Here is a 20697-nt window from a genome sequence, read left to right as displayed (position 1 = left end):
GCGCACGATTTGTCAGCGTGCGCCCAACAGGTTTAACTCCGACAGGAGCCAATCCGTGAAAGACTTATTAAAGTTTCTGAAAGCGCAAACTAAGACCGAAGAGTTTGATGCGATCAAGATTGCTCTGGCATCGCCAGACATGATCCGTTCATGGTCGTTCGGTGAAGTTAAAAAGCCGGAAACCATTAACTACCGTACGTTCAAACCTGAGCGTGACGGCCTTTTCTGCGCCCGTATCTTTGGGCCAGTAAAAGATTACGAGTGCCTGTGCGGTAAGTACAAGCGCTTGAAACACCGCGGCGTGATTTGTGAGAAGTGCGGCGTTGAAGTGACCCAGACCAAAGTACGCCGTGAGCGTATGGGCCACATCGAACTGGCTTCCCCAACTGCGCACATCTGGTTCCTGAAATCGCTGCCTTCGCGCATCGGTTTGCTGCTGGATATGCCGCTGCGTGACATCGAACGTGTACTGTACTTCGAATCCTACGTAGTAGTCGAAGGCGGTATGACCAACCTCGAGCGTCGTCAGATCCTGACTGAAGAGCAGTATCTGGATGCGCTGGAAGAGTTTGGTGACGAATTCGACGCCAAGATGGGTGCGGAAGCTATTCAGGCCCTGTTGAAAAACATGGATCTGGAAGCCGAGTGTGAGCAGCTGCGTGAAGAGCTGAACGAAACCAACTCCGAAACCAAGCGTAAGAAGCTGACCAAGCGTATCAAGCTGCTGGAAGCGTTCGTGCAATCTGGTAACAAGCCAGAGTGGATGATCCTGACCGTGCTGCCGGTACTGCCGCCAGATCTGCGTCCATTGGTTCCATTGGATGGTGGCCGTTTCGCGACTTCAGATCTGAACGATCTGTACCGCCGCGTGATCAACCGTAACAACCGTCTGAAACGTCTGCTGGATCTGGCTGCGCCTGACATCATCGTGCGCAACGAAAAGCGTATGCTGCAAGAAGCGGTAGATGCCCTGCTGGATAACGGCCGTCGCGGTCGTGCGATCACCGGTTCCAACAAGCGTCCTCTGAAATCTTTGGCCGACATGATCAAAGGTAAGCAGGGTCGTTTCCGTCAGAACCTGTTGGGTAAACGTGTTGACTACTCTGGTCGTTCTGTAATCACCGTAGGTCCATACCTGCGTCTGCATCAGTGCGGTCTGCCGAAGAAAATGGCACTGGAGCTGTTCAAACCGTTCATCTACGGCAAGCTGGAACTGCGTGGCCTGGCCACAACGATCAAAGCCGCCAAGAAAATGGTTGAGCGCGAAGAAGCTGTCGTTTGGGATATCTTGGACGAAGTGATCCGCGAACACCCGGTACTGCTGAACCGTGCACCAACCCTGCACCGTTTGGGTATCCAGGCGTTTGAACCGGTTCTGATCGAAGGTAAAGCGATCCAGCTGCACCCGCTGGTTTGTGCGGCATACAACGCCGACTTCGATGGTGACCAGATGGCTGTTCACGTACCGTTGACGCTGGAAGCCCAGCTGGAAGCGCGTGCGTTGATGATGTCTACCAACAACATCCTGTCACCAGCGAACGGCGAGCCAATCATCGTTCCTTCTCAGGACGTTGTATTGGGTCTGTACTACATGACTCGTGACTGTGTTAACGCCAAAGGCGAAGGCATGGTTCTGACGGGTCCTAAAGAAGCTGAACGTGTTTACCGCGCCGGTCTGGCCTCTCTGCATGCACGCGTAAAAGTGCGTATTACAGAAGAGATCAAAAATACCGAAGGTGAATCTGTTCACCAGACTTCGATTATTGATACCACTATCGGTCGCGCCATCCTGTGGATGATCGTACCGCAAGGTCTGCCTTACTCGATCGTTAACCAGCCCCTGGGCAAGAAAGCGATCTCCAAGATGCTGAACACCTGTTACCGCATCCTGGGCCTGAAGCCGACCGTAATCTTCGCTGACCAGATCATGTACACCGGTTTTGCTTACGCTGCCCGTTCAGGCGCGTCTGTAGGTATCGATGACATGGTTATCCCAGCCAAGAAAGCAGAGATCATCGAAGAAGCGGAAACCGAAGTTGCCGAGATCCAGGAGCAGTTCCAGTCTGGTCTGGTTACCGCGGGCGAACGCTACAACAAAGTGATCGATATCTGGGCTGCGGCGAACGAACGTGTTGCTAAAGCGATGATGGAAAACCTGTCGGTTGAAGACGTGGTTAACCGTGACGGCGTGGTGGAACAACAAGTTTCCTTCAACAGCATCTTTATGATGGCCGACTCCGGTGCTCGTGGTTCTGCCGCTCAGATCCGTCAGTTGGCGGGTATGCGTGGCCTGATGGCCAAGCCAGATGGCTCCATCATCGAAACGCCAATCACTGCGAACTTCCGTGAAGGTCTGAACGTACTCCAGTACTTCATCTCCACGCACGGTGCTCGTAAAGGCTTGGCGGATACCGCACTGAAAACGGCAAACTCCGGTTATCTGACCCGTCGTCTGGTTGACGTGGCGCAGGACCTGGTAGTGACCGAAGACGACTGTGGTACTCACAACGGCATCATGATGACTCCGGTTATCGAAGGTGGTGACGTTAAAGAGCCACTGCGTGAACGCGTTCTGGGTCGTGTGACCGCTGAAGATGTCATCAAGCCGGGTACGGCTGACATCCTGGTGCCACGCAACACCCTGCTGAACGAGAAGACTTGTGACCTGTTGGAAGAGAACTCTGTCGACAGCGTTAAAGTCCGTTCCGTAGTTAGCTGTGAAACCGACTTTGGTGTGTGCGCCAACTGCTATGGTCGCGACCTGGCACGTGGTCACATCATCAACAAAGGTGAAGCCATCGGCGTTATCGCGGCCCAGTCCATCGGTGAGCCGGGTACACAGCTGACGATGCGTACGTTCCACATCGGTGGTGCGGCATCTCGTGCAGCAGCAGAATCCAGCATCCAGGTGAAGAACAAAGGTAACCTGAAGCTGAGCAACGTGAAGTTCGTTATGAACGCCTCAGGCAAGCTGGTCATTACCTCGCGTAATACCGAACTGAAGCTGATCGACGAATTCGGCCGTACCAAAGAAAGCTACAAAGTGCCTTACGGTGCCGTAATGGGCAAAGGTGATGGTGCAGAAGTTAACGGCGGCGAAACCGTTGCTAACTGGGATCCACACACCATGCCGGTTGTGACCGAGGTGAGCGGTTTCATTCGCTTCGCCGATATGGTTGACGGCCAGACCATTACCCGCCAGACCGACGAACTGACCGGTTTGTCTTCTCTGGTGGTACTGGACAGCGCAGAGCGTACCGGTAGCGGTAAAGACCTGCGTCCGGCACTGAAAATCGTTGATGCCAAAGGCGACGACGTATTGATCCCAGGTACTGATATGCCTGCTCAATACTTCCTGCCGGGTAAAGCGATTGTGCAGTTGGAAGACGGCATTCAGATCGGTGCGGGTGATACCCTGGCGCGTATTCCTCAGGAATCCGGCGGTACCAAGGATATTACCGGTGGTCTGCCACGCGTTGCGGATCTGTTCGAAGCACGTCGTCCGAAAGAGCCGGCAATCCTGGCTGAAATCAGCGGGATTATCTCGTTCGGTAAAGAGACTAAAGGCAAACGTCGCCTGGTGATCTCTCCACTGGACGGCAGCGACGCTTACGAAGAGATGATCCCTAAATGGCGTCAGCTCAACGTGTTCGAAGGTGAAATTGTGGAACGTGGTGACGTTGTTTCTGACGGCCCAGAATCTCCACATGACATTCTGCGTCTGCGTGGTGTGCATGCGGTTACCCGCTACATCACCAACGAAGTGCAGGAAGTTTACCGTCTGCAAGGCGTTAAGATAAACGATAAACACATCGAAGTTATCGTTCGTCAGATGCTGCGTAAAGGGACCATCGTTAGCGCTGGTAGCACCGAGTTCCTGGAAGGCGAACAGGCTGAAGTATCACGCGTTAAGATTGCTAACCGTAAACTTGCTGCTGAAGGCAAGATCGAAGCAACCTTCTCACGCGATCTGCTGGGTATCACCAAGGCTTCCTTGGCGACCGAGTCCTTCATCTCTGCTGCATCGTTCCAGGAAACGACGCGCGTTCTCACCGAAGCGGCCGTTGCCGGTAAGCGTGATGAACTGCGCGGCCTGAAAGAGAACGTGATCGTGGGCCGTCTGATCCCAGCCGGTACCGGTTACGCTTATCACCAGGATCGTATGCGCCGTAAGGCTCTGGGTGAAACTCCGGTTGTTCCGCTGGTTAGCGCGGAAGAAGCGACAGCCAACCTGGCCGAATTGCTCAACGCCGGTAACCTGGGTGGCAGTGACGAATAAGTCACTTCATCCCTGACTGCACGTTAAGCAGTGAATGACTAAAGCCCTGGCTATCCTAGCCGGGGCTTTTTGTTGTACAGTGCTGTAAAGTTAAAATAACGGGACAGGCATGGATACCTCAACTTCAGTCAGTGGCAGCAGTGCTGCAAACAGTGAAATAACCTCATCAACCCAGTATTCTCAAAGCCGCGCGCGACGTGCCGCCTGGGGAAGCTTCGTTGGCGCCGTAGTCGATTGGTACGACTTCCTGCTGTACGGAATAGTTGCCGCTTTGGTCTTTAACACCGAATTCTTCCCGCAGGTCAGCCCAACGATGGGCACGCTGGCCGCCTTTGGCACCTTTGGCGTCGGTTTCTTGTTCCGCCCGTTAGGTGGCATGGTGTTCGGGCACTTTGGCGATAAGCTGGGCCGTAAGCGTATGCTGATGATTACCGTCTGGATGATGGGGATCTCTACGGCGCTGATCGGTCTGCTGCCCTCTTTCGATTCGGTCGGTTGGTGGGCCCCGGTCATGCTGGTGCTGCTACGAGCGGTGCAAGGGTTTGCCGTGGGTGGCGAATGGGGTGGAGCTGCCTTACTGGCGGTAGAAAGCGCGCCGAAGAAGAGAAAAGCCTTTTACAGCAGCGGTGTACAGATTGGTTTTGGCGTCGGGCTGTTGTTGGCAACCGGCTCGGTTTCCCTGGTCAGCCACTTCACCAGCAATGAGGACTTTATCAACTGGGGCTGGCGTTTGCCGTTCCTGTTCAGCCTGGTGCTGGTCGCCATTGCCTGGTGGATCCGTAACGGCATGGACGAGTCGCAGGAGTTTGAAGCCAATAAAACGCTGCACGAACGGGCCGAAAAAATCCGCAAGTTCCCGATCTTTGAGGCGCTGAGCCAGAATCCCAAGGCCTTCTTGTTGATCATTGCCCTACGCTTTGGCGAACTGCTGACGATGTATATCGTCACGGCCTTTGCCATGAACTACTCAACCACCCATCTTGGTCTGTCACGGGATCTGTTCCTGAATATTGGCTTGCTGGTCGGAGCGGTGAGCTGTGTCTCGATCCCTTGCTTTGCCTATTTGGCCGATAGCTTTGGCAGACGGCGGATCTACGTGACAGGAGCATTGATTGGTGTTGCCAGCACGGTGCCGTTTTTCATGGCGCTCGAGAGCCGTAACACGGTGATGATTATCTTCTTTGCCATCATGCTGGGAAATATGGCGCACGACATGCTGGTCAGCGTGCAGCAACCGATGTTTACCGAGCTGTTCGGCACCGCATACCGCTATAGCGGAGCCGGGGTGGGCTATCAGGTCGCTAGCGTGGTCGGCGGTGGCTTCACGCCATTTATTGCCGTGTTGCTGGTGGAGTTGATGGGCGGCTCCTGGCATCTGGTTGCCGCCTATCTGGCGCTAGGGTGCCTGCTTTCGGCCATTGTGGGTATACGTATGAAACCTCAGGCGGTGGATTGAAACGTTTATAGGGGCGCAGTATATACAGCGTCCCCTGCAAGGGAAAAGGTAGCGCTAGCGGGCGTTGTTAACCAAGGGACAGTTTAATGCGCATTCCACAAGCCGCTGCATATCGTCGTAAATTCCTCTCTAGCCGACTCACTGCGGGTTGGCTGACCCCCATTCGTACAGCTATTTCTGTGCTTGTCAGACCTGATTTAGACTTCATCTCGATCAGGACTGCGCGAAGTTCCTCTTCCTGGCTTTCTTCCTCATAGGCCTTTTTAACCTCAGGATTAGCCAGCGATTTGGCTTTAACTTCTGAAAATTTGATACCTTTAACTGTCATCTTTCAGTTCCGGTCCTTTAGCTTCCAGCTTTTCAAGTCCTTTAAGCTCCTTGGCCTGCATAACAGGTTCGAGCTCATAAATTTCGCTCTCTGCCTCGGGGTGAAATAGCAATTCATACATATAAGCCCCACAGGTGAATAGTCAACATAACCTATGGATTATAATAACGTATAAGTTATATTTTATAGGCGAAGTCAACCAAGGAACCGGAGCGAGCGGCCAGTCCCCGCACGCTCCGGTGTTTGGTAAGCAAGGTTATCAAGAGGGGAGAGATAACCTTGGTTGGCTTAGGATCGCTTGCCAACATCGCCACTATAACGAGGCCATTTTTCCTTGCCAGCTCGCCTTGGCGGCTTTGCGCAGTGTTTCCAGCCCTATTGACGCGACGGTGCAACCGTTGCAGGCAGTTGCGTAGCGCGTCCCAGATAATCATCCCAATCTTTCCACACAGGTTGTAGCCCAGCGGCACCGATCGCCTGTGCGACCTGCTGCGGTGTTCGGCTGTCGTGCGGTTCGAACTGTTCCAGCTCTGGCGGCACATCGTCGGCGTAACCGCCCGGCTGGGTTTTGGAACCGGCACTGACGCTGTTGATGGCTACCGGGATCATATGGTCGCGGAAGAAGGCCGACTCCCGGGTAGATAATGAAAGTTCTACGTCAGGTGCGAATAGCCGGAAAGCGCAGATCAACTGCACCAGTTGCGGTTCGCTCATGATCGAGGCCGGTTCAATGCCACCGGCGCAGGGCCGCAGGCGAGGGAATGAGATCGAGAAACGGCTCTGCCAGTAAGTTTGTTGCAGATAGAACAGATGTTCCGCCAGCAGATAGCAATCCGTACGCCAACTGCTGGAAAGCCCGATCAGCGCCCCCAAGCCGATCTTGTCGATCCCGGCACGACCCAGACGATCCGGTGTACTCAGCCGCCAGTGAAAATCCTGTTTCTGGCCACGCAGATGGTGCTGCTGATAGGTCGCGGGATGATAGGTTTCCTGATAGACCAACACGCCATCCAGCCCAAGGGCTTTCAGCTCGGCGTAGTCCTGCTGCGCCAGGGGCTGTACCTCCATCATCAGCGAACTGAAATGGCGGCGGATCGCCGGAATATGCTGGCGGAAGTAATCCATGCCGACTTTGCGCTGATGTTCCCCGGTCACCAGCAGCAGGTGTTCAAACCCTAGCGCCTTGATGGCCGCGCATTCCCGTTCGATCTCTGCCGCATCCAGCGTTTTGCGCTTGAGGTGGTTACTCATCGAAAAACCACAGTAGGTACAATCGTTGGCACACAGGTTAGATAGATATAACGGCACATAAAAGCTCACCACGTTACCGAAACGCTGGCGAGTGAGCTGCTGTGCTCGTTGCGCTAGGGGTTCCAGATAGGGAGCGGCGGCAGGGGAGATCAGCGCCATAAAATCCTCCCGCGTCAGCTTGGCGCTATTCAACGCCTGCTCAACGTCACGTGCCGTTTTGCCGTTAATACGCAGCGTCAGGTCATCCCAATCCCACCCTGGCAGGCGCTCGCTAAAATCACTGGCCATCAGCGCGTCTCCTCTGAATGACTGAGAAACGCCGTCAGCGGACTGGATGCGGCGGCGATCGACTGGCGGCTGCCAAGCCCGGAGCTGCGCGCTAACTCTCCGGCCTCTAGCGCCAAACGGAATGCCTGGGCCATTTGCACCGGATCCCGTGCCACGGCGATGGCGGTATTGACCAGTACCGCATCGGCTCCCAGTTCCATCGCTTCTAACGCGTGGCTAGGGGCACCGATCCCGGCATCAATCACTACCGGCACTTTAGCCTGTTCAATGATGATCTCAAGGAAGTCATGGGTCAGTAAGCCACGGTTAGAACCGATTGGCGCGCCGAGTGGCATCACGGCGGCACAACCTACCTCCTCCAGCCGCTTACACAACACCGGATCGGCACCGCAGTAAGGCAGCACCACAAAGCCCTGTTTGACCAGGGTTTCCGCCGCCTTGAGCGTTTCTATCGGGTCTGGCAGCAGGTATTTCACCTCTGGGTGAATTTCCAGTTTGACCCAGTGAGTCCCCAACGCTTCGCGCGCCAGTCGGGCGGCAAACACCGCTTCATCTGCCGTTTTTGCCCCGGAAGTGTTGGGCAGTAGTTTCACGCCCAGCCTTTGCAACGGTGCCAGAATGGCGTCATTACCGCCGCGCAGGTCGACGCGTTTCATCGCCATGGTGACCAGCTGTGAACCGGAGGCTTGTAGCGCAGCCAGCATTAACTCGGGCGTGGCGAATTTCCCCGTGCCGGTAAACAGGCGTGAGGTGAAGGTGGTATCGGCGATTTGCAGCATGTCAGCCTCCGGCAATCGCTTGAAACAGCAAGATATCATCACCGTCCTGCACCTGACGGGTGGCCCAGTCGCTGCGTGGAATGATGACCTGGTTGATCGCCAAGGCGCAGCCTGACTGGTGGCGTTCCAGCCGTTCGAGCAACGCGCCGATGCTTAACGGCTGCTCCAGCTCCAGCGGTTGATCGTTGAGGGTGATCTTCATGCTGGTTCTCCGCAGAGGGGGCAGGAGCTGGCCTTGCTCAGTTGCAGGGTGCTCCAGCTTTGCTGCTTGCCGTCGAACAGGCGCAGCTTGCCGCTAAGAGAGGAAGGTAGCCCAGCCAGCATCTTTATCGCTTCCAGCGCCTGCAGCGTGCCGATCACGCCGACGACCGGGCCGAGCACGCCCGCAGTACGGCAGTTACGCTGCGGTTCGGTCTGCTCCGGGTAGAGGCAGGCATAACAGCCATGGGCATAGGGCGGTTCGATAACCAGCAACTGGCCGCTGAACCCCACCGCGCTGCCGCTGATCAACGGCACGCTGGCTTGGATGCAGGCAGCATTTACCGCATGACGGGTGGCCATGTTGTCACTGCAATCGAGCACCAGATCGGCACGGGCGACCGCATCGTTCAGCGTAACCCCTTGCAGGCGTTGCTCCAGCGCGATCGACTCCACCAGAGGGTTCAGTGCTTGCAAATGGTTCTTTGCCAACTGAGCCTTGCTGGTGGCGATATCACCAGTGCGGTACAGAATTTGCCGTTGTAGATTGGTAATGTGCAGTTGGTCATCATCGGCCAGCAGCAGTGTACCGACACCTGCTGCAGCCAGATACAGCGCAGCCGGGGAGCCTAACCCTCCTAATCCGACGATCAGCACCGTGGCTTGTTTCAGCTTTTCCTGCCCCTCGGGGCCGACGTCCTCCAGCAGTAGCTGCCTGCTGTAACGCAAGAACTCTTGGTCATTGAGCATCGCATGACTCCTTGCCTTCAATCAGTTGCAGCAGCGTTGCCGTAGCGGCGCGCCAGTCTGGTGCCTGGGTGATGGCGCTGACCACGGCCACGCTGCCAACGCCGCAGGCCAGCACGGCGGGGACGCGTTCGATGCTGATCCCGCCAATGGCTACAGTTGGATACTGCTGCAATCCGGCGACGTGGCGTTTCAACTCGGCCAAGCCTTGCGGCTCAGAGGGCATCTCCTTGGTCTGCGTTGGGAAGATATGCCCCAATGCGATATAGGAAGGTTTTACGGCGATCGCGCGGGCCAGTTCGGTATCGTCATGGGTAGAAACGCCCAGACGTAATCCTGCTTGATGGATGGCAGCTAGATCGGTGGTGTCCAAATCCTCCTGTCCCAGGTGGACGCCGTAGGCATCATGCTTAATCGCCAGCCGCCAATAATCATTGATAAACAGCCGGGCCTGATAGCGCTTGCCAAGGGCGATGGCGGCGGCAATGTCCGCCTCCACTTGCTCGTCTGGCAGATCTTTGATGCGTAGTTGGATAGTGGTAACGCTTGCCTCCAGCAGGCGGGCGATCCATTCAACACTGTCGACGACCGGGTATAAACCCAGCTTGTGCGGTGTTGCAGGGAAGGGAGAGGTGAGGTTAGTCATTATTTATCTCCTCCTGCAAATTGGCCGCACTGTGGTACAGCTCGCTGCCGCGTGAGCGGAATTCGGCCGACATTTTCTCCATCCCGGTCAGTTGCACTTCGATTGGTTTGGCTGCTTCCTGGGCGGCGGCATAGTCACGCACTTCCTGGGAAATCTTCATCGAGCAGAACTTCGGCCCACACATGGAACAGAAGTGGGCGATCTTGCCGGACTCTTGCGGCAGCGTTTCGTCGTGATAGGCGCGGGCGGTTTGTGGATCCAGCGCCAGGTTGAACTGATCTTCCCAACGGAATTCAAAGCGTGCCTTGGACATGGCGTTATCGCGGATCTGTGCGCCCGGATGGCCTTTTGCCAAGTCGGCAGCGTGGGCGGCGATCTTGTAGGTGATCAGCCCCTGCTTCACGTCTTCTTTATTCGGCAGCCCCAGGTGCTCCTTCGGCGTCACGTAGCAAAGCATCGCGCAGCCGAACCAGCCGATCATCGCCGCGCCGATCCCAGAGGTGAAATGGTCGTAACCCGGTGCGATATCGGTGGTCAATGGCCCAAGCGTATAGAACGGCGCTTCATGGCAATGTTCCAGCTCCTCGGTCATGTTGCGGCGGATCATCTGCATCGGCACGTGGCCTGGGCCTTCGATCATCACCTGAACGTCATATTCCCAGGCAATCTTGGTCAGTTCACCCAGGGTATGCAGCTCAGCGAATTGCGCTTCGTCATTGGCATCCTGGATCGAACCTGGGCGCAGGCCGTCGCCGAGTGACAGCGAGACATCGTAAGCGGCGCAAATTTCGCAGATCTCGCGGAAGTGCTGATAGAGGAAGTTCTCCTGATGATGCGACAGGCACCACTTCGCCATGATCGAGCCGCCACGGGAGACAATGCCGGTCAGTCGCTTGGCGGTCATCGGCACATAGCGCAGCAACACCCCGGCGTGAATGGTGAAGTAATCGACGCCTTGCTCAGCCTGTTCCAGCAAGGTATCGCGGAACATTTCCCAGGTCAGGTTCTCCGCCACGCCGTTCACTTTCTCCAGCGCCTGATAGATCGGCACCGTTCCAATCGGCACCGGGCTGTTACGCAGGATCCATTCGCGGGTTTCGTGGATATAGCGGCCCGTGGAGAGATCCATCACGGTGTCAGCGCCCCAGCGGGTTGACCACACCAGCTTCTCGACTTCTTCTTCGATCGAGGAGGTGACCGCCGAGTTGCCGATATTGGCGTTCACCTTCACCAGGAAATTACGGCCAATGATCATCGGCTCGGATTCCGGGTGGTTGATGTTGGCGGGGATGATGGCGCGGCCAGCGGCCACTTCCTGGCGCACAAATTCCGGCGTAATGTTTTCCGGCAGGTTAGCGCCCCAGCTCTGGCCGGGATGCTGGTGGCGCAGCACTTCACCGCGAATGCGCTCCCGGCCCATATTTTCGCGGATGGCGATAAACTCCATCTCTGGGGTGACAATACCCGCGCGGGCATAGTGCAACTGCGTAACGCATTTCCCTACCAGGGCCTTACGGGGCTGCGGCAGGTGCTCAAAGCGCAGATGGTCCAATCCAACATCTGCCAACCGTTGCTGGGTAAAGCCGGAACTGACGCCGCTTAATGTTTCGGTATCGGCACGTTCGGCGATCCAGCCCGCACGTACTTTTGCCAAACCACGGTGTACATCGAGCACTGCCTGCGGATCACCATATGGCCCTGCGGTGTCATACACCGGAATGGCTTCGTTCTGTTCATATTGGGGCTGGTCTTTGTTGCCGCCAATCAGCGTCGGGCTGAGCTGGATTTCACGCATCGGCACTTGAATATCGCTGCGCGAGCCAGCGAGATAGATCCGCTGTGAATTGGGGAAGGTGACGCCTTGCAAAGAGTCGATAAAATCTTGCGCTTGGTCACGCTGTTGTTTACGGGCGCGAGGTTTGTTCACGGTAGACATAGCAAATTCCTATCAGTGTAGTGATGTGTGGAAAATTGCTTGTCTGGAGCTCGGAGGGAGTAATGATGGTAGCCGGTAAGGCTGGCACAGCCCCTGGCGGGAGCCTCTTGCCTATGGCGATAGATTACTCTTGTTCCCTTCGCGGGTATTAACCCGATCAGGTTCCGCGGATCCCGAATTAACGGTCTCAGCCTGGCTAATTTGATGAAAAATCAGCGCTAGGCACTCCGACAAGAGTCCTCAGTATAAGAGGGCCAACAAAAACTACAAGGCCTCCCCCTTCATCTTTCGAGCCGTAGCGTTGTTATCTGTATATCTGAGCCTGGCTACGACTTGAAATCTATAGGGGGATAGAGATCAGGCCGGATGTGGCAGAGTTTCAGGATTGGTGGTGCCAGGCTGGCCCTGCTGCCAGGTTTCTGCCGCCAACTGGATCAACTGATCTTCCAAAGCGAAACGTGATGCCAAGGCTTCGCCGATGTCTGACAGCGCCTGATTGAGTTCGACACACACATCCTGATCAATATCGACTTCGGTATAGCGGTCATGGAATGCCATTACGGTTTCAGTATTGGCCTGTAATTTGGGGTAGAACTTGGTGGTCAGCGCCATTTTCGGGCTGGCGGAGCCTTCCACCTGTTTGATAATTTTGTCATAAATGTGAAAATGCCCGGCAGAGAGATAATCCACCAGATTATGGCAAAAGTTCTCCAGCGCTTTTTCATTGAGCGGCGTATGCTTTTCTTTGTTGGGTTTAATGCCGACTAAACTGCAATAAGCCACCAGTAGCTGTTTGCGGGCCTGTAACCATTGATCGACTAATTCATTACTGCCACCAACGCGCTGAGTCAGGCTTTCCAATCGGTTGAGCATGGTTGACTCCGTGTGTAAGAGAAAGAAAAAGTAAGTTAATAAAATGTAACAAAGACCATTCCTAGATTGCCAGTGAAGCAGAGGTTGTGCAACAACATATGGAACTTGCATTAACGGGTAACGAAAATGGCTGGTGGATCGTCAGCCATGAAAGCAAAATTTGGTTACCAAACGGTGATTTGCCGTTTGGTTCTGCCGCATTATTTTCCTTGCAAGGCCGACCGGCTCGTCAAATCGGCGAATGGGAGGGAGCACCGGTCTGGCTGGTGCGCCAACCGATGCCCAAAGAGATGGGCTCGGTGCGGCAACTGCTCAGCCTCGATCGCGGTCTGTTCCAACTGGCCGGGCGCGGCGTACAGCTGGCCGACTTTTATCGCTCGCACCGGTTCTGTGGCTACTGCGGTCATGAGATGCACCTTAGCCGTACCGAAAGCGCCTGCCTGTGTGATCACTGCCGCGAACGTTATTATCCGCAGATTGCTCCTTGCGTCATTGTCGCTATCCGCCGCAATGATGAGATCCTGCTGGCACAGCATGTGCGCCACCGTGGGGGTATCCATACCGTATTGGCGGGGTTTGTGGAGGTGGGGGAAACCCTGGAGCAGGCCGTAGCGCGCGAGGTGATGGAAGAAAGTAATATCGCCATTACCAACCTGCGTTACGTGACTTCGCAACCCTGGCCGTTCCCTCATTCGCTGATGATGGCGTTTATGGCCGAGTATCAGGGCGGTGAACTGCGCCACGATCCGAAGGAGTTGCTCAATGCGGGCTGGTATCGCTATGACCAACTGCCGATGCTGCCACCGCCTGGTACCGTGGCACGTCGCCTGATTGAGGACACCGTGGCGCTGTGTCGGGCAGAATAATGTACAATGGCGGCAGATAATCAAGGGAGCCCAAGAAATGAATGAGTTGAAGAACGATCGCTACCTGCGTGCGCTGCTGCGCCAGCCGGTGGATCTCACCCCTGTATGGATGATGCGCCAGGCCGGTCGTTATTTGCCAGAGTACAAAGCCACCCGTGCTCAGGCCGGGGATTTCATGTCGCTGTGCAAAAATGCCGAACTGGCCTGCGAGGTGACATTACAGCCTCTGCGCCGTTATGCACTGGACGCCGCCATCCTGTTCTCCGACATTCTCACCATTCCCGATGCCATGGGGCTTGGGCTCTATTTCGAAACTGGGGAAGGCCCGCGTTTTTCTTCGCCAATCACCTGTCGTGCCGATGTAGAGAAGCTGCCTGCCTTCGATCCGGAAGACGAACTGGGTTATGTCATGAACGCGGTGCGCACCATCCGCCGTGAATTGAAGGGGGAAGTGCCCCTGATTGGTTTCTCCGGCAGCCCGTGGACGTTGGCGACCTATATGGTCGAAGGCGGCAGCAGCAAGGCATTCACCAAACTGAAGAAAATGATGTACGCCGAGCCGCAGACGCTACATTTGCTGCTGGATAAACTGGCGGACAGCGTGATCCTGTATCTCAATGCCCAGATCAAGGCCGGGGCGCAGTCCGTAATGGTATTCGACACCTGGGGCGGCGTGCTGACGGGGCGTGATTATCGCGAATTCTCACTGCACTATATGCATAAAATCGTTGATGGCCTGCTGCGTGAAAATGACGGACGCCGGGTGCCGGTGACGCTGTTCACCAAAGGCGGCGGCCAGTGGCTGGAAGCGATGGCAGCCACCGGTTGCGATGCGCTGGGCCTGGATTGGACCACAGATATTGCCGATGCGCGCCGCCGTGTGGGCGATAAAGTCGCGCTACAGGGGAATATGGACCCTTCCATGCTGTATGCCGCACCGGAACGCATCGCCCAGGAAGTGGAAACCATTCTGGCCGGTTTTGGCCAGGGCGAAGGTCATGTCTTCAACCTTGGCCACGGTATTCATCAAGATGTGCCACCGGAACATGCCGGGGCCTTCGTTGAAGCGGTGCATGCGCTATCGGCCAAATACCACCGCTAAACCGCAAGGAGACGCTGTGATCGATACTCAGGCTCTGCGCGCCGAACAGCTACGGCGCGCCGGGGAAGTCATTCGTCACGATGATTTTCTGCAAGACCCACCGGCGTTTATCGCCGGTGCGGACGTCGGTTTTGAGCAAGAAGGCGCGGTAACACGCGCCGCCATTGCTATCCTGCGCTATCCTTCACTGGAACTGGTGGAGTATCAAATCGCCCGTATCAGCACCACCATGCCCTATATCCCTGGATTTCTCTCGTTTCGCGAGTACCCTGCGCTGATCGCCGCCTGGGAGCAGTTGCGCCAGAAACCTGATCTGATTTTTGTCGATGGTCATGGCATTTCCCATCCAAGACGCCTGGGGGTTGCCAGCCACTTTGGCCTGCTGGTCAACGTACCGACCATTGGCGTGGCCAAGAAGCGTTTATGTGGTAAATTTTCCCCGCTGGACGCTACCGTGGGCTCGCTGGCCGCGCTGGAGGACAAGGGTGAACAGCTAGGATGGGTATGGCGCAGCAAAGAGCGCTGTAATCCGTTGTTTATCGCCACGGGCCATCGCGTGGGCACCGACAGCGCATTGGCTTGGGTACAACGCTGCATGGCAGGCTACCGCTTGCCGGAACCCACGCGTTGGGCCGATGCCATTGCATCACGCCGTCCGGCCTTTATACGCTGGTTACAGCAGCATCCAGAGGTGTCGCAATGAGCGATTTCGGGTACACTGCGCGGCAGATAACGAGTAAGAGAGTAGACCATGCTACGTAACCCGATTCATTTACGCTTGGAAAAGCTGGAAAGCTGGCAGCATTTGACCTTTATGGCCTGCCTGTGCGAGCGTATGTACCCGAATTACCAGATGTTCTGTCTGCAGACGGAGTTTGGCGATCCGGCCGTTTATCGCCGTATCCTGGACTTGGTCTGGGAAACGCTGGTGGTGAAAGACGCCAAGGTCAACTTTGACAGCCAGCTGGAAAAGTTGGAAGAGGCAATCCCGTCGGCAGAAGATTACGATCTTTACGGCGTTTACCCGGCGATTGATGCCTGTATTGCATTAGGGGAACTGATCCATTCGCGCCTCAGCGGAGAGACGTTGGAGCACGCCATTGCCATCAGCGAAACCTCAATTCGCACCGTGGCGATGTTGGAAATGACCCAAGCTGGCAAAGAAATGACCGACGAAGAGTTGAAAATTCTGCCTGCCGTTGAGGAAGAATGGGACATTCAATGGGAGATTTTCCGTCTGTTGGCTGCCTGCGAGGAGCGTGATCTGGATCTGATCAAAGGGTTACGATCTGACCTGCGCGAGGCCGCGATTAGTAACATTGGGATAAATTTAACGCAATAAGGCAAGAAAACGTGATTTAACGTCTGATTTGTCGTGCCTTAAGGCTTCACATCCGCACCCTGTCTGGTCTACATTTGGGGGGCGAAAAAAAAGTGGCTATCGGTGCGTGTATGCAGGAGAGTGCTGTCCATCGGCATATCCGTCGCACTCGATGCTTTGCAAACGATAAACACACTGTAAGGATAACTTATGAACAAGACTCAACTGATTGATGTAATCGCAGAGAAGGCTGACCTTTCCAAGGCTCAAGCTAAGCTGGCTCTGGAATCTACCCTGGCTGCCATTACTGAGTCCCTGAAAGAAGGTGATGCAGTACAATTGGTTGGTTTCGGTACTTTCAAGGTAAACCATCGTAGCGAGCGCACTGGCCGCAACCCACAGACTGGTAAAGAAATCAAAATCGCAGCAGCTAACGTGCCTGCGTTCGTTTCTGGTAAAGCACTGAAAGACGCGGTTAAGTCTTAATCGCGTGTTGCAGAAAGGTTTAAACAGGGGGGCGTTGGCGCCCCTTTTGTTTATTCAACGGGCACTCATGGCGGTGACGGTTGTTGCTGCCTTGAGTGCTTGTAGTTTCCGTTCTGCCCCGCCAACCTTTACCGCCAGCGGCTTTGTGGCCGACCAGGGGGTGATGCGGGTGTGGCGGATGGATGACGGCCAGCAGCAGCCTGTGGCGCTGTTGAGTGTCTACAGCCCTTATCGTGGGCCGGGTACCGTCACAACGTTGTATGAATATCAACATGGCGTGTTGTACCAAATCAAACGCACCGATGCCGATGGTGATCGCGACTCCATTCAACTGCGTTTCACCGCCAACGGTACAGTCAGCTTTATGCAGCGCCAACTGGCCACGCAGCGCCAGAAGCTCTCCAACGATGAAGTCGTGCTCTATCAATATCAGGCACGGCGGATACTGGAATTGAGCGATGCGCTTAATGCCGGCCGTGTACGGCTGTTACAGGGGCATTGGCAGCAAGGCGCTGTGAAGCTGTGCAACGGCGAAGTCGTGAAGCCAGGTTTGGACCAACAGGCCGAAGAGTGGATCATGCGGCGTGCGGCCAATAGCAGTCAGCCAGTGAGCGTAGCCTGGTTGGATGGGCCGAAAGGTCGTGAGCTGTTGCTGGTGGCAAACAATGATTTCTGCAGTTGGGAACCGACCAAAGACACGCTGTAGCGCATAAAAAAGGCCCTGCGAACAGAGCCTCTCCTGATATCTCAATAGCTGTTACTGCTCGCGTGCGATAGCGCGGTAGCCGATATCCTTGCGGCAGAAGCTGCCTTGCCACTGAATACCTTCCGCTAGCTGATAGGCTAACTGCTGAGCTTGAGCCACCGTTGCGCCCAATGCCGTTACGCACAATACGCGCCCGCCGTTGGTCACGACTTCATTCCCTTGCATACGCGTTCCGGCATGGAACACTTTGCCGTTGGCGTCTTCTTGCTGCGGCAAACCGTGGATCACATCCCCTTGGCGATAATCCGCAGGATAGCCACCCGCTGCTAACACCACGCCGAGGGCAGGGCGTTCATCCCACTCGGAGGTCTTCTCATTCAGCTTGCCTTCGGCCCCTGCCAAACAGAGTTCAACCAGGTCGGAGCGCAGACGCAGCATGATCGGCTGAGTTTCCGGATCGCCAAAGCGGCAGTTGAATTCGATCACCTTGGGTTGGCCATCGTCAGAAATCATCAGGCCAGCGTACAGGAAGCCGACGTAGGTGTTGCCTTCTGCCGCCATGCCGCGCACGGTTGGCCAGATCACCTGGTCCATCACGCGCTGGTGGATCTCATCCGTCACCACTGGTGCAGGCGAGTAGGCGCCCATGCCGCCGGTATTCGGGCCGGTATCACCATCACCGACACGTTTATGATCCTGGCTGGTAGCCATAGGCACCACGTTCTCGCCATCGACCATGACGATAAAGCTGGCCTCTTCGCCTGTCAGGAACTCCTCGATCACGATGCGGTGCCCGGCGTTGCCGAACGCATTACCCGCCAGCATATCCTGAATGGCGTCTTCGGCTTCCTGCAACGTCATCGCGACGATCACACCCTTGCCTGCTGCCAGGCCGTCGGCCTTGATGACAATCGGTGCGCCTTGGCTGCGTACATAGGCCAAGGCCGGTTCCACTTCGGTAAAGTTCTGGTATGCGGCGCTTGGGATGGCGTGGCGAGCCAGGAAATCCTTGGTAAAAGCTTTGGAGCCTTCAAGCTGTGCTGCGGCTTGCGACGGGCCAAAGATTTTCAACCCGGCAGCCTGGAAGGCATCCACCACGCCGATCACCAACGGTGCTTCCGGGCCAACGATGGTGAGATCGATAGCATTGTCCTTGGCAAAAGCAACCAGAGCCGGGATATCGGTTGGGGAGATATCGACGTTGGTCAGATTGCTTTCCAATGCGGTACCGGCATTACCCGGTGCCACGTAAACCTTATCTGCCAAGGGCGATTGGGCCGCTTTCCAGGCCAGCGCATGTTCACGCCCGCCGTTGCCAATAATTAGAATATTCATCAGGTGCTCCATAAACGGCGTGCGCATTGAGCGCACGCAGCAAAAGGGATTAATGGCGGAAGTGGCGCATGTCGGTGAAGATCATCGCGATGCCGTGTTCGTTGGCTGCCGCAATCACTTCATCATCACGAATTGAACCGCCCGGCTGGATCACGCAGGTAATACCAACAGCCGCAGCCGCATCAATGCCATCACGGAACGGGAAGAAGGCGTCGGACGCCATGGCGGAGCCTTTGACTTCCAGCCCTTCGTCAGCGGCTTTGATCCCGGCGATCTTGGCGGAGTAAACGCGGCTCATCTGCCCGGCACCTATGCCGATGGTCATGTTGTCGCGCGCATAGACGATGGCGTTAGATTTAACGAACTTGGCCACTTTCCAGCAGAACAGCGCATCACGCAGTTCCTGAGCGGTTGGCTGGCGTTCGGATACCACGCGCAAATCGGCCTCGGTCACCATACCCAGATCGCGATCCTGCACTAACAGACCACCGTTGACGCGCTTAAAGTCCAGCCCGGTGACGCGCTGTTGCCATTGGCCACAGGCCAGCACGCGTACGTTCTGTTTCGCTGCCAGCAGAGTGCGGGCTTCTTCACTGATGCTTGGCGCAATGATGACTTCAACAAACTGACGGCTGATGATCGCCTGTGCCGTTTGGGCATCCAGTTCACGGTTGAAGGCAATAATGCCGCCAAAGGCCGAGGTTGGGTCGGTTTGGTAGGCGCGCTCATAGGCGGCAAACAGGTTTTCACCGATTGCGACGCCACAAGGGTTGGCATGTTTGACGATCACGCAGGCCGGCTCGGCAAACTCTTTCACGCATTCCAGTGCCGCATCGGTATCAGCGATATTGTTGTAAGAGAGCGCTTTACCCTGCAGTTGGTCGGCGGTGGCGACGGAGGCCTCCTGCACATTCTCTTCTATATAGAAGGCAGCTTGCTGGTGGCTGTTTTCACCGTAGCGCATATCCTGCTTCTTGACGTAGTTCAGGTTCAGCGTACGTGGGAAGTGGCCGGAAGGCTGTTCGGTCTCACCGTGATAGGCTGGCACCAGGGTACCAAAGTAGTTGGCGATCATGCTGTCATAGGCGGCGGTATGCTCAAACGCTTTGATCGCCAGGTCGAAACGGGTTGGGTACAACAGTGAACCGTTGTTGTTATCCATCTCGGTGATCACTGCGGCGTAGTCACTGCTCTTGACCACGATAGCCACGTCTTTATGGTTCTTGGCGGCGGAGCGCACCATGGTTGGGCCACCGATATCGATATTCTCTACGGCGTCTTCCCGCGAGCAATCTGGGCGAGCGACGGTTTGCGCGAAGGGATACAGGTTTACCACCACCATATCGATCGGTTGGATCGCATGTTGTTCCATGATGGCATCATCCTGGCCGCGACGGCCCAGAATGCCACCGTGCACTTTCGGGTGCAGGGTTTTGACTCGTCCGTCCATCATCTCCGGGAAGCCGGTGTAGTCGGAAACTTCGGTAACAGGCAGACCGGCATCGGCCAGCAGGCGGGCAGTGCCACCGGTGGAGAGTAATTCGACGCCTCTCTGGGAGAGGGCTTCGGCGAATTCAACGATTCCGGCTTTGTCGGACACGCTGAGCAGGGCCCGGCGGATTGGACGAGGTTGTTGCATGGTTTTATCCCTTGGCTTTGAGTCGCAATAAAAGAGCGTTACGTGGATCTCCACCTTGTTGCTTCTTATATAGAGGGGATTTCTTCCTATATAGAGAAGGACAGGAACAGATTCAGGTAGCGCCCCGATAAAAACGGGGATTGTTTCGTCGCGGGGAATTGTAGCGAAAACGTTTGCGTGGCGCTCGTAAATTTTCCGACCAAATGCGTTCTGTGGATAAGTTAGTGCATAACCGGGTATAAGGACGGGTTTTGCTGTGGAATGCAGCAAACGGTGATTTTTGTTGAAAATACCTGTTGCGGCCTGCGTGGAACTCCCTATAATGCGCCTCCATCGACACGGAACATGTGAACAACTTCACAGAGTCTCCGGGGGTCGCAGAGAAAAAAACCTGAAATTAAGGTTGACTCTGAAAGAGGAAAGCGTAATATACGCCACCTCGAGTTAGCAAGCGAAAGCAC

At 55.7% G+C, this 20697-nt stretch carries 18 protein-coding genes, 1 pseudogene and 1 riboswitch; of the genes and pseudogenes, 8 read left to right on the top strand and 11 right to left on the bottom strand.

Going from position 1 to position 20697, the window contains the following annotated elements:
• Nucleotides 1–55 precede the first annotated feature (55 nt).
• Together rpoC and shiA are read left to right on the top strand one after the other, a co-directional pair.
• The gene (rpoC, locus tag KAJ71_RS21985; RefSeq protein ID WP_021808068.1) at nt 56–4279 is read left to right on the top strand and encodes a DNA-directed RNA polymerase subunit beta'; all 4224 of its coding nucleotides are present in this window, start codon (nt 56–58) and stop codon (nt 4277–4279) included.
• A gap of 109 nt (nt 4280–4388) precedes the next feature.
• Entirely contained in the window at nt 4389–5735 is a 1347-nt protein-coding gene (shiA, locus tag KAJ71_RS21980; protein WP_248947631.1) for a shikimate transporter, read from the top strand.
• A 67-nt stretch (nt 5736–5802) separates the two neighbouring features.
• Here the strand turns inward: shiA and KAJ71_RS21975 are convergent, their stop codons facing one another.
• From KAJ71_RS21975 to rsd, 9 genes and pseudogenes are all read right to left on the bottom strand, one after another.
• Complete coding sequence (locus KAJ71_RS21975) at nt 5803–6063, bottom strand: helix-turn-helix domain-containing protein (protein WP_248947630.1); 261 nt, start codon at nt 6061–6063, stop codon at nt 5803–5805.
• Nucleotide 6064: 1 nt separating this feature from the next.
• Nucleotides 6065–6184 (bottom strand): annotated as a pseudogene (locus KAJ71_RS23485) (type II toxin-antitoxin system RelE/ParE family toxin); the annotation flags it as partial.
• 254 nt (nt 6185–6438) lie between these two features.
• Nucleotides 6439–7602, bottom strand: a complete 1164-nt coding sequence (gene thiH / locus KAJ71_RS21970) for a 2-iminoacetate synthase ThiH (protein WP_248947629.1) — start codon at nt 7600–7602, stop codon at nt 6439–6441.
• Nucleotides 7602–8381: a thiazole synthase gene (locus KAJ71_RS21965; protein ID WP_248947628.1), complete on the bottom strand. Its 780-nt coding sequence runs from the start codon at nt 8379–8381 to the stop codon at nt 7602–7604. The genes thiH and KAJ71_RS21965 overlap by 1 nt, the downstream gene beginning before the upstream one ends.
• Before the next feature lies 1 nt (nt 8382).
• The gene (thiS, locus tag KAJ71_RS21960) at nt 8383–8583 is read right to left on the bottom strand and encodes a sulfur carrier protein ThiS (RefSeq protein WP_248947627.1); all 201 of its coding nucleotides are present in this window, start codon (nt 8581–8583) and stop codon (nt 8383–8385) included.
• A complete protein-coding gene (locus tag KAJ71_RS21955) occupies nt 8580–9329 on the bottom strand; it encodes a HesA/MoeB/ThiF family protein (RefSeq protein WP_248947626.1) in 750 nt (249 codons plus the stop codon). Before KAJ71_RS21955 ends, thiS begins: the two co-directional genes overlap by 4 nt.
• Nucleotides 9319–9972 (bottom strand): thiamine phosphate synthase, encoded by a 654-nt coding sequence (gene thiE, locus KAJ71_RS21950; protein ID WP_248947625.1) that lies wholly within the window; start codon nt 9970–9972, stop codon nt 9319–9321. Before thiE ends, KAJ71_RS21955 begins: the two co-directional genes overlap by 11 nt.
• A complete protein-coding gene (gene thiC, locus KAJ71_RS21945) occupies nt 9965–11908 on the bottom strand; it encodes a phosphomethylpyrimidine synthase ThiC (RefSeq protein ID WP_248947624.1) in 1944 nt (647 codons plus the stop codon). Before thiC ends, thiE begins: the two co-directional genes overlap by 8 nt.
• A 117-nt stretch (nt 11909–12025) precedes the next feature.
• A riboswitch (TPP riboswitch) is annotated at nt 12026–12148 on the bottom strand.
• Nucleotides 12149–12265: 117 nt separating this feature from the next.
• Nucleotides 12266–12781 (bottom strand): sigma D regulator, encoded by a 516-nt coding sequence (gene rsd, locus KAJ71_RS21940; RefSeq protein WP_248947623.1) that lies wholly within the window; start codon nt 12779–12781, stop codon nt 12266–12268.
• A gap of 98 nt (nt 12782–12879) precedes the next feature.
• Between rsd and nudC the strand changes: the two genes are divergently transcribed.
• The 6 genes from nudC to KAJ71_RS21910 all read left to right on the top strand — a co-directional run bounded on the left by nudC (nt 12880) and on the right by KAJ71_RS21910 (nt 17262).
• Complete coding sequence (gene nudC / locus KAJ71_RS21935; protein WP_248947622.1) at nt 12880–13647, top strand: NAD(+) diphosphatase; 768 nt, start codon at nt 12880–12882, stop codon at nt 13645–13647.
• A 37-nt stretch (nt 13648–13684) separates the two neighbouring features.
• Nucleotides 13685–14749 carry a uroporphyrinogen decarboxylase gene (gene hemE / locus KAJ71_RS21930; protein WP_021808058.1) on the top strand — a complete coding sequence of 355 codons (1065 nt, stop codon included), beginning with the start codon at nt 13685–13687 and terminating at the stop codon, nt 14747–14749.
• 16 nt (nt 14750–14765) lie between these two features.
• Nucleotides 14766–15452, top strand: a complete 687-nt coding sequence (nfi, locus tag KAJ71_RS21925; RefSeq protein WP_248947621.1) for a deoxyribonuclease V — start codon at nt 14766–14768, stop codon at nt 15450–15452.
• 48 nt (nt 15453–15500) lie between these two features.
• Entirely contained in the window at nt 15501–16091 is a 591-nt protein-coding gene (locus tag KAJ71_RS21920) for a YjaG family protein (RefSeq protein ID WP_248947620.1), read from the top strand.
• 189 nt (nt 16092–16280) lie between these two features.
• Nucleotides 16281–16556 (top strand): nucleoid-associated protein HU-alpha, encoded by a 276-nt coding sequence (gene hupA / locus KAJ71_RS21915; protein ID WP_021182173.1) that lies wholly within the window; start codon nt 16281–16283, stop codon nt 16554–16556.
• 67 nt (nt 16557–16623) lie between these two features.
• Nucleotides 16624–17262, top strand: coding sequence for a DUF1481 domain-containing protein (locus KAJ71_RS21910; protein ID WP_248947619.1), 639 nt, complete (start codon nt 16624–16626; stop codon nt 17260–17262).
• 51 nt (nt 17263–17313) lie between these two features.
• On the opposite strand, the gene purD is transcribed toward KAJ71_RS21910, so the two are convergent.
• Both purD and purH read right to left on the bottom strand, forming a co-directional pair.
• Nucleotides 17314–18597 carry a phosphoribosylamine--glycine ligase gene (purD, locus tag KAJ71_RS21905; RefSeq protein WP_248947618.1) on the bottom strand — a complete coding sequence of 428 codons (1284 nt, stop codon included), beginning with the start codon at nt 18595–18597 and terminating at the stop codon, nt 17314–17316.
• Nucleotides 18598–18646: 49 nt separating this feature from the next.
• Nucleotides 18647–20236, bottom strand: coding sequence for a bifunctional phosphoribosylaminoimidazolecarboxamide formyltransferase/IMP cyclohydrolase (gene purH, locus KAJ71_RS21900; protein WP_248947617.1), 1590 nt, complete (start codon nt 20234–20236; stop codon nt 18647–18649).
• Nucleotides 20237–20697: the final 461 nt, after the last annotated feature.

This window comes from Serratia silvae (genome assembly GCF_023282985.1).
GTDB classification, from domain to species: Bacteria; Pseudomonadota; Gammaproteobacteria; order Enterobacterales; family Enterobacteriaceae; genus Chania; species Chania silvae.
This window is presented reverse-complemented; position numbering and strand designations above follow the sequence as displayed.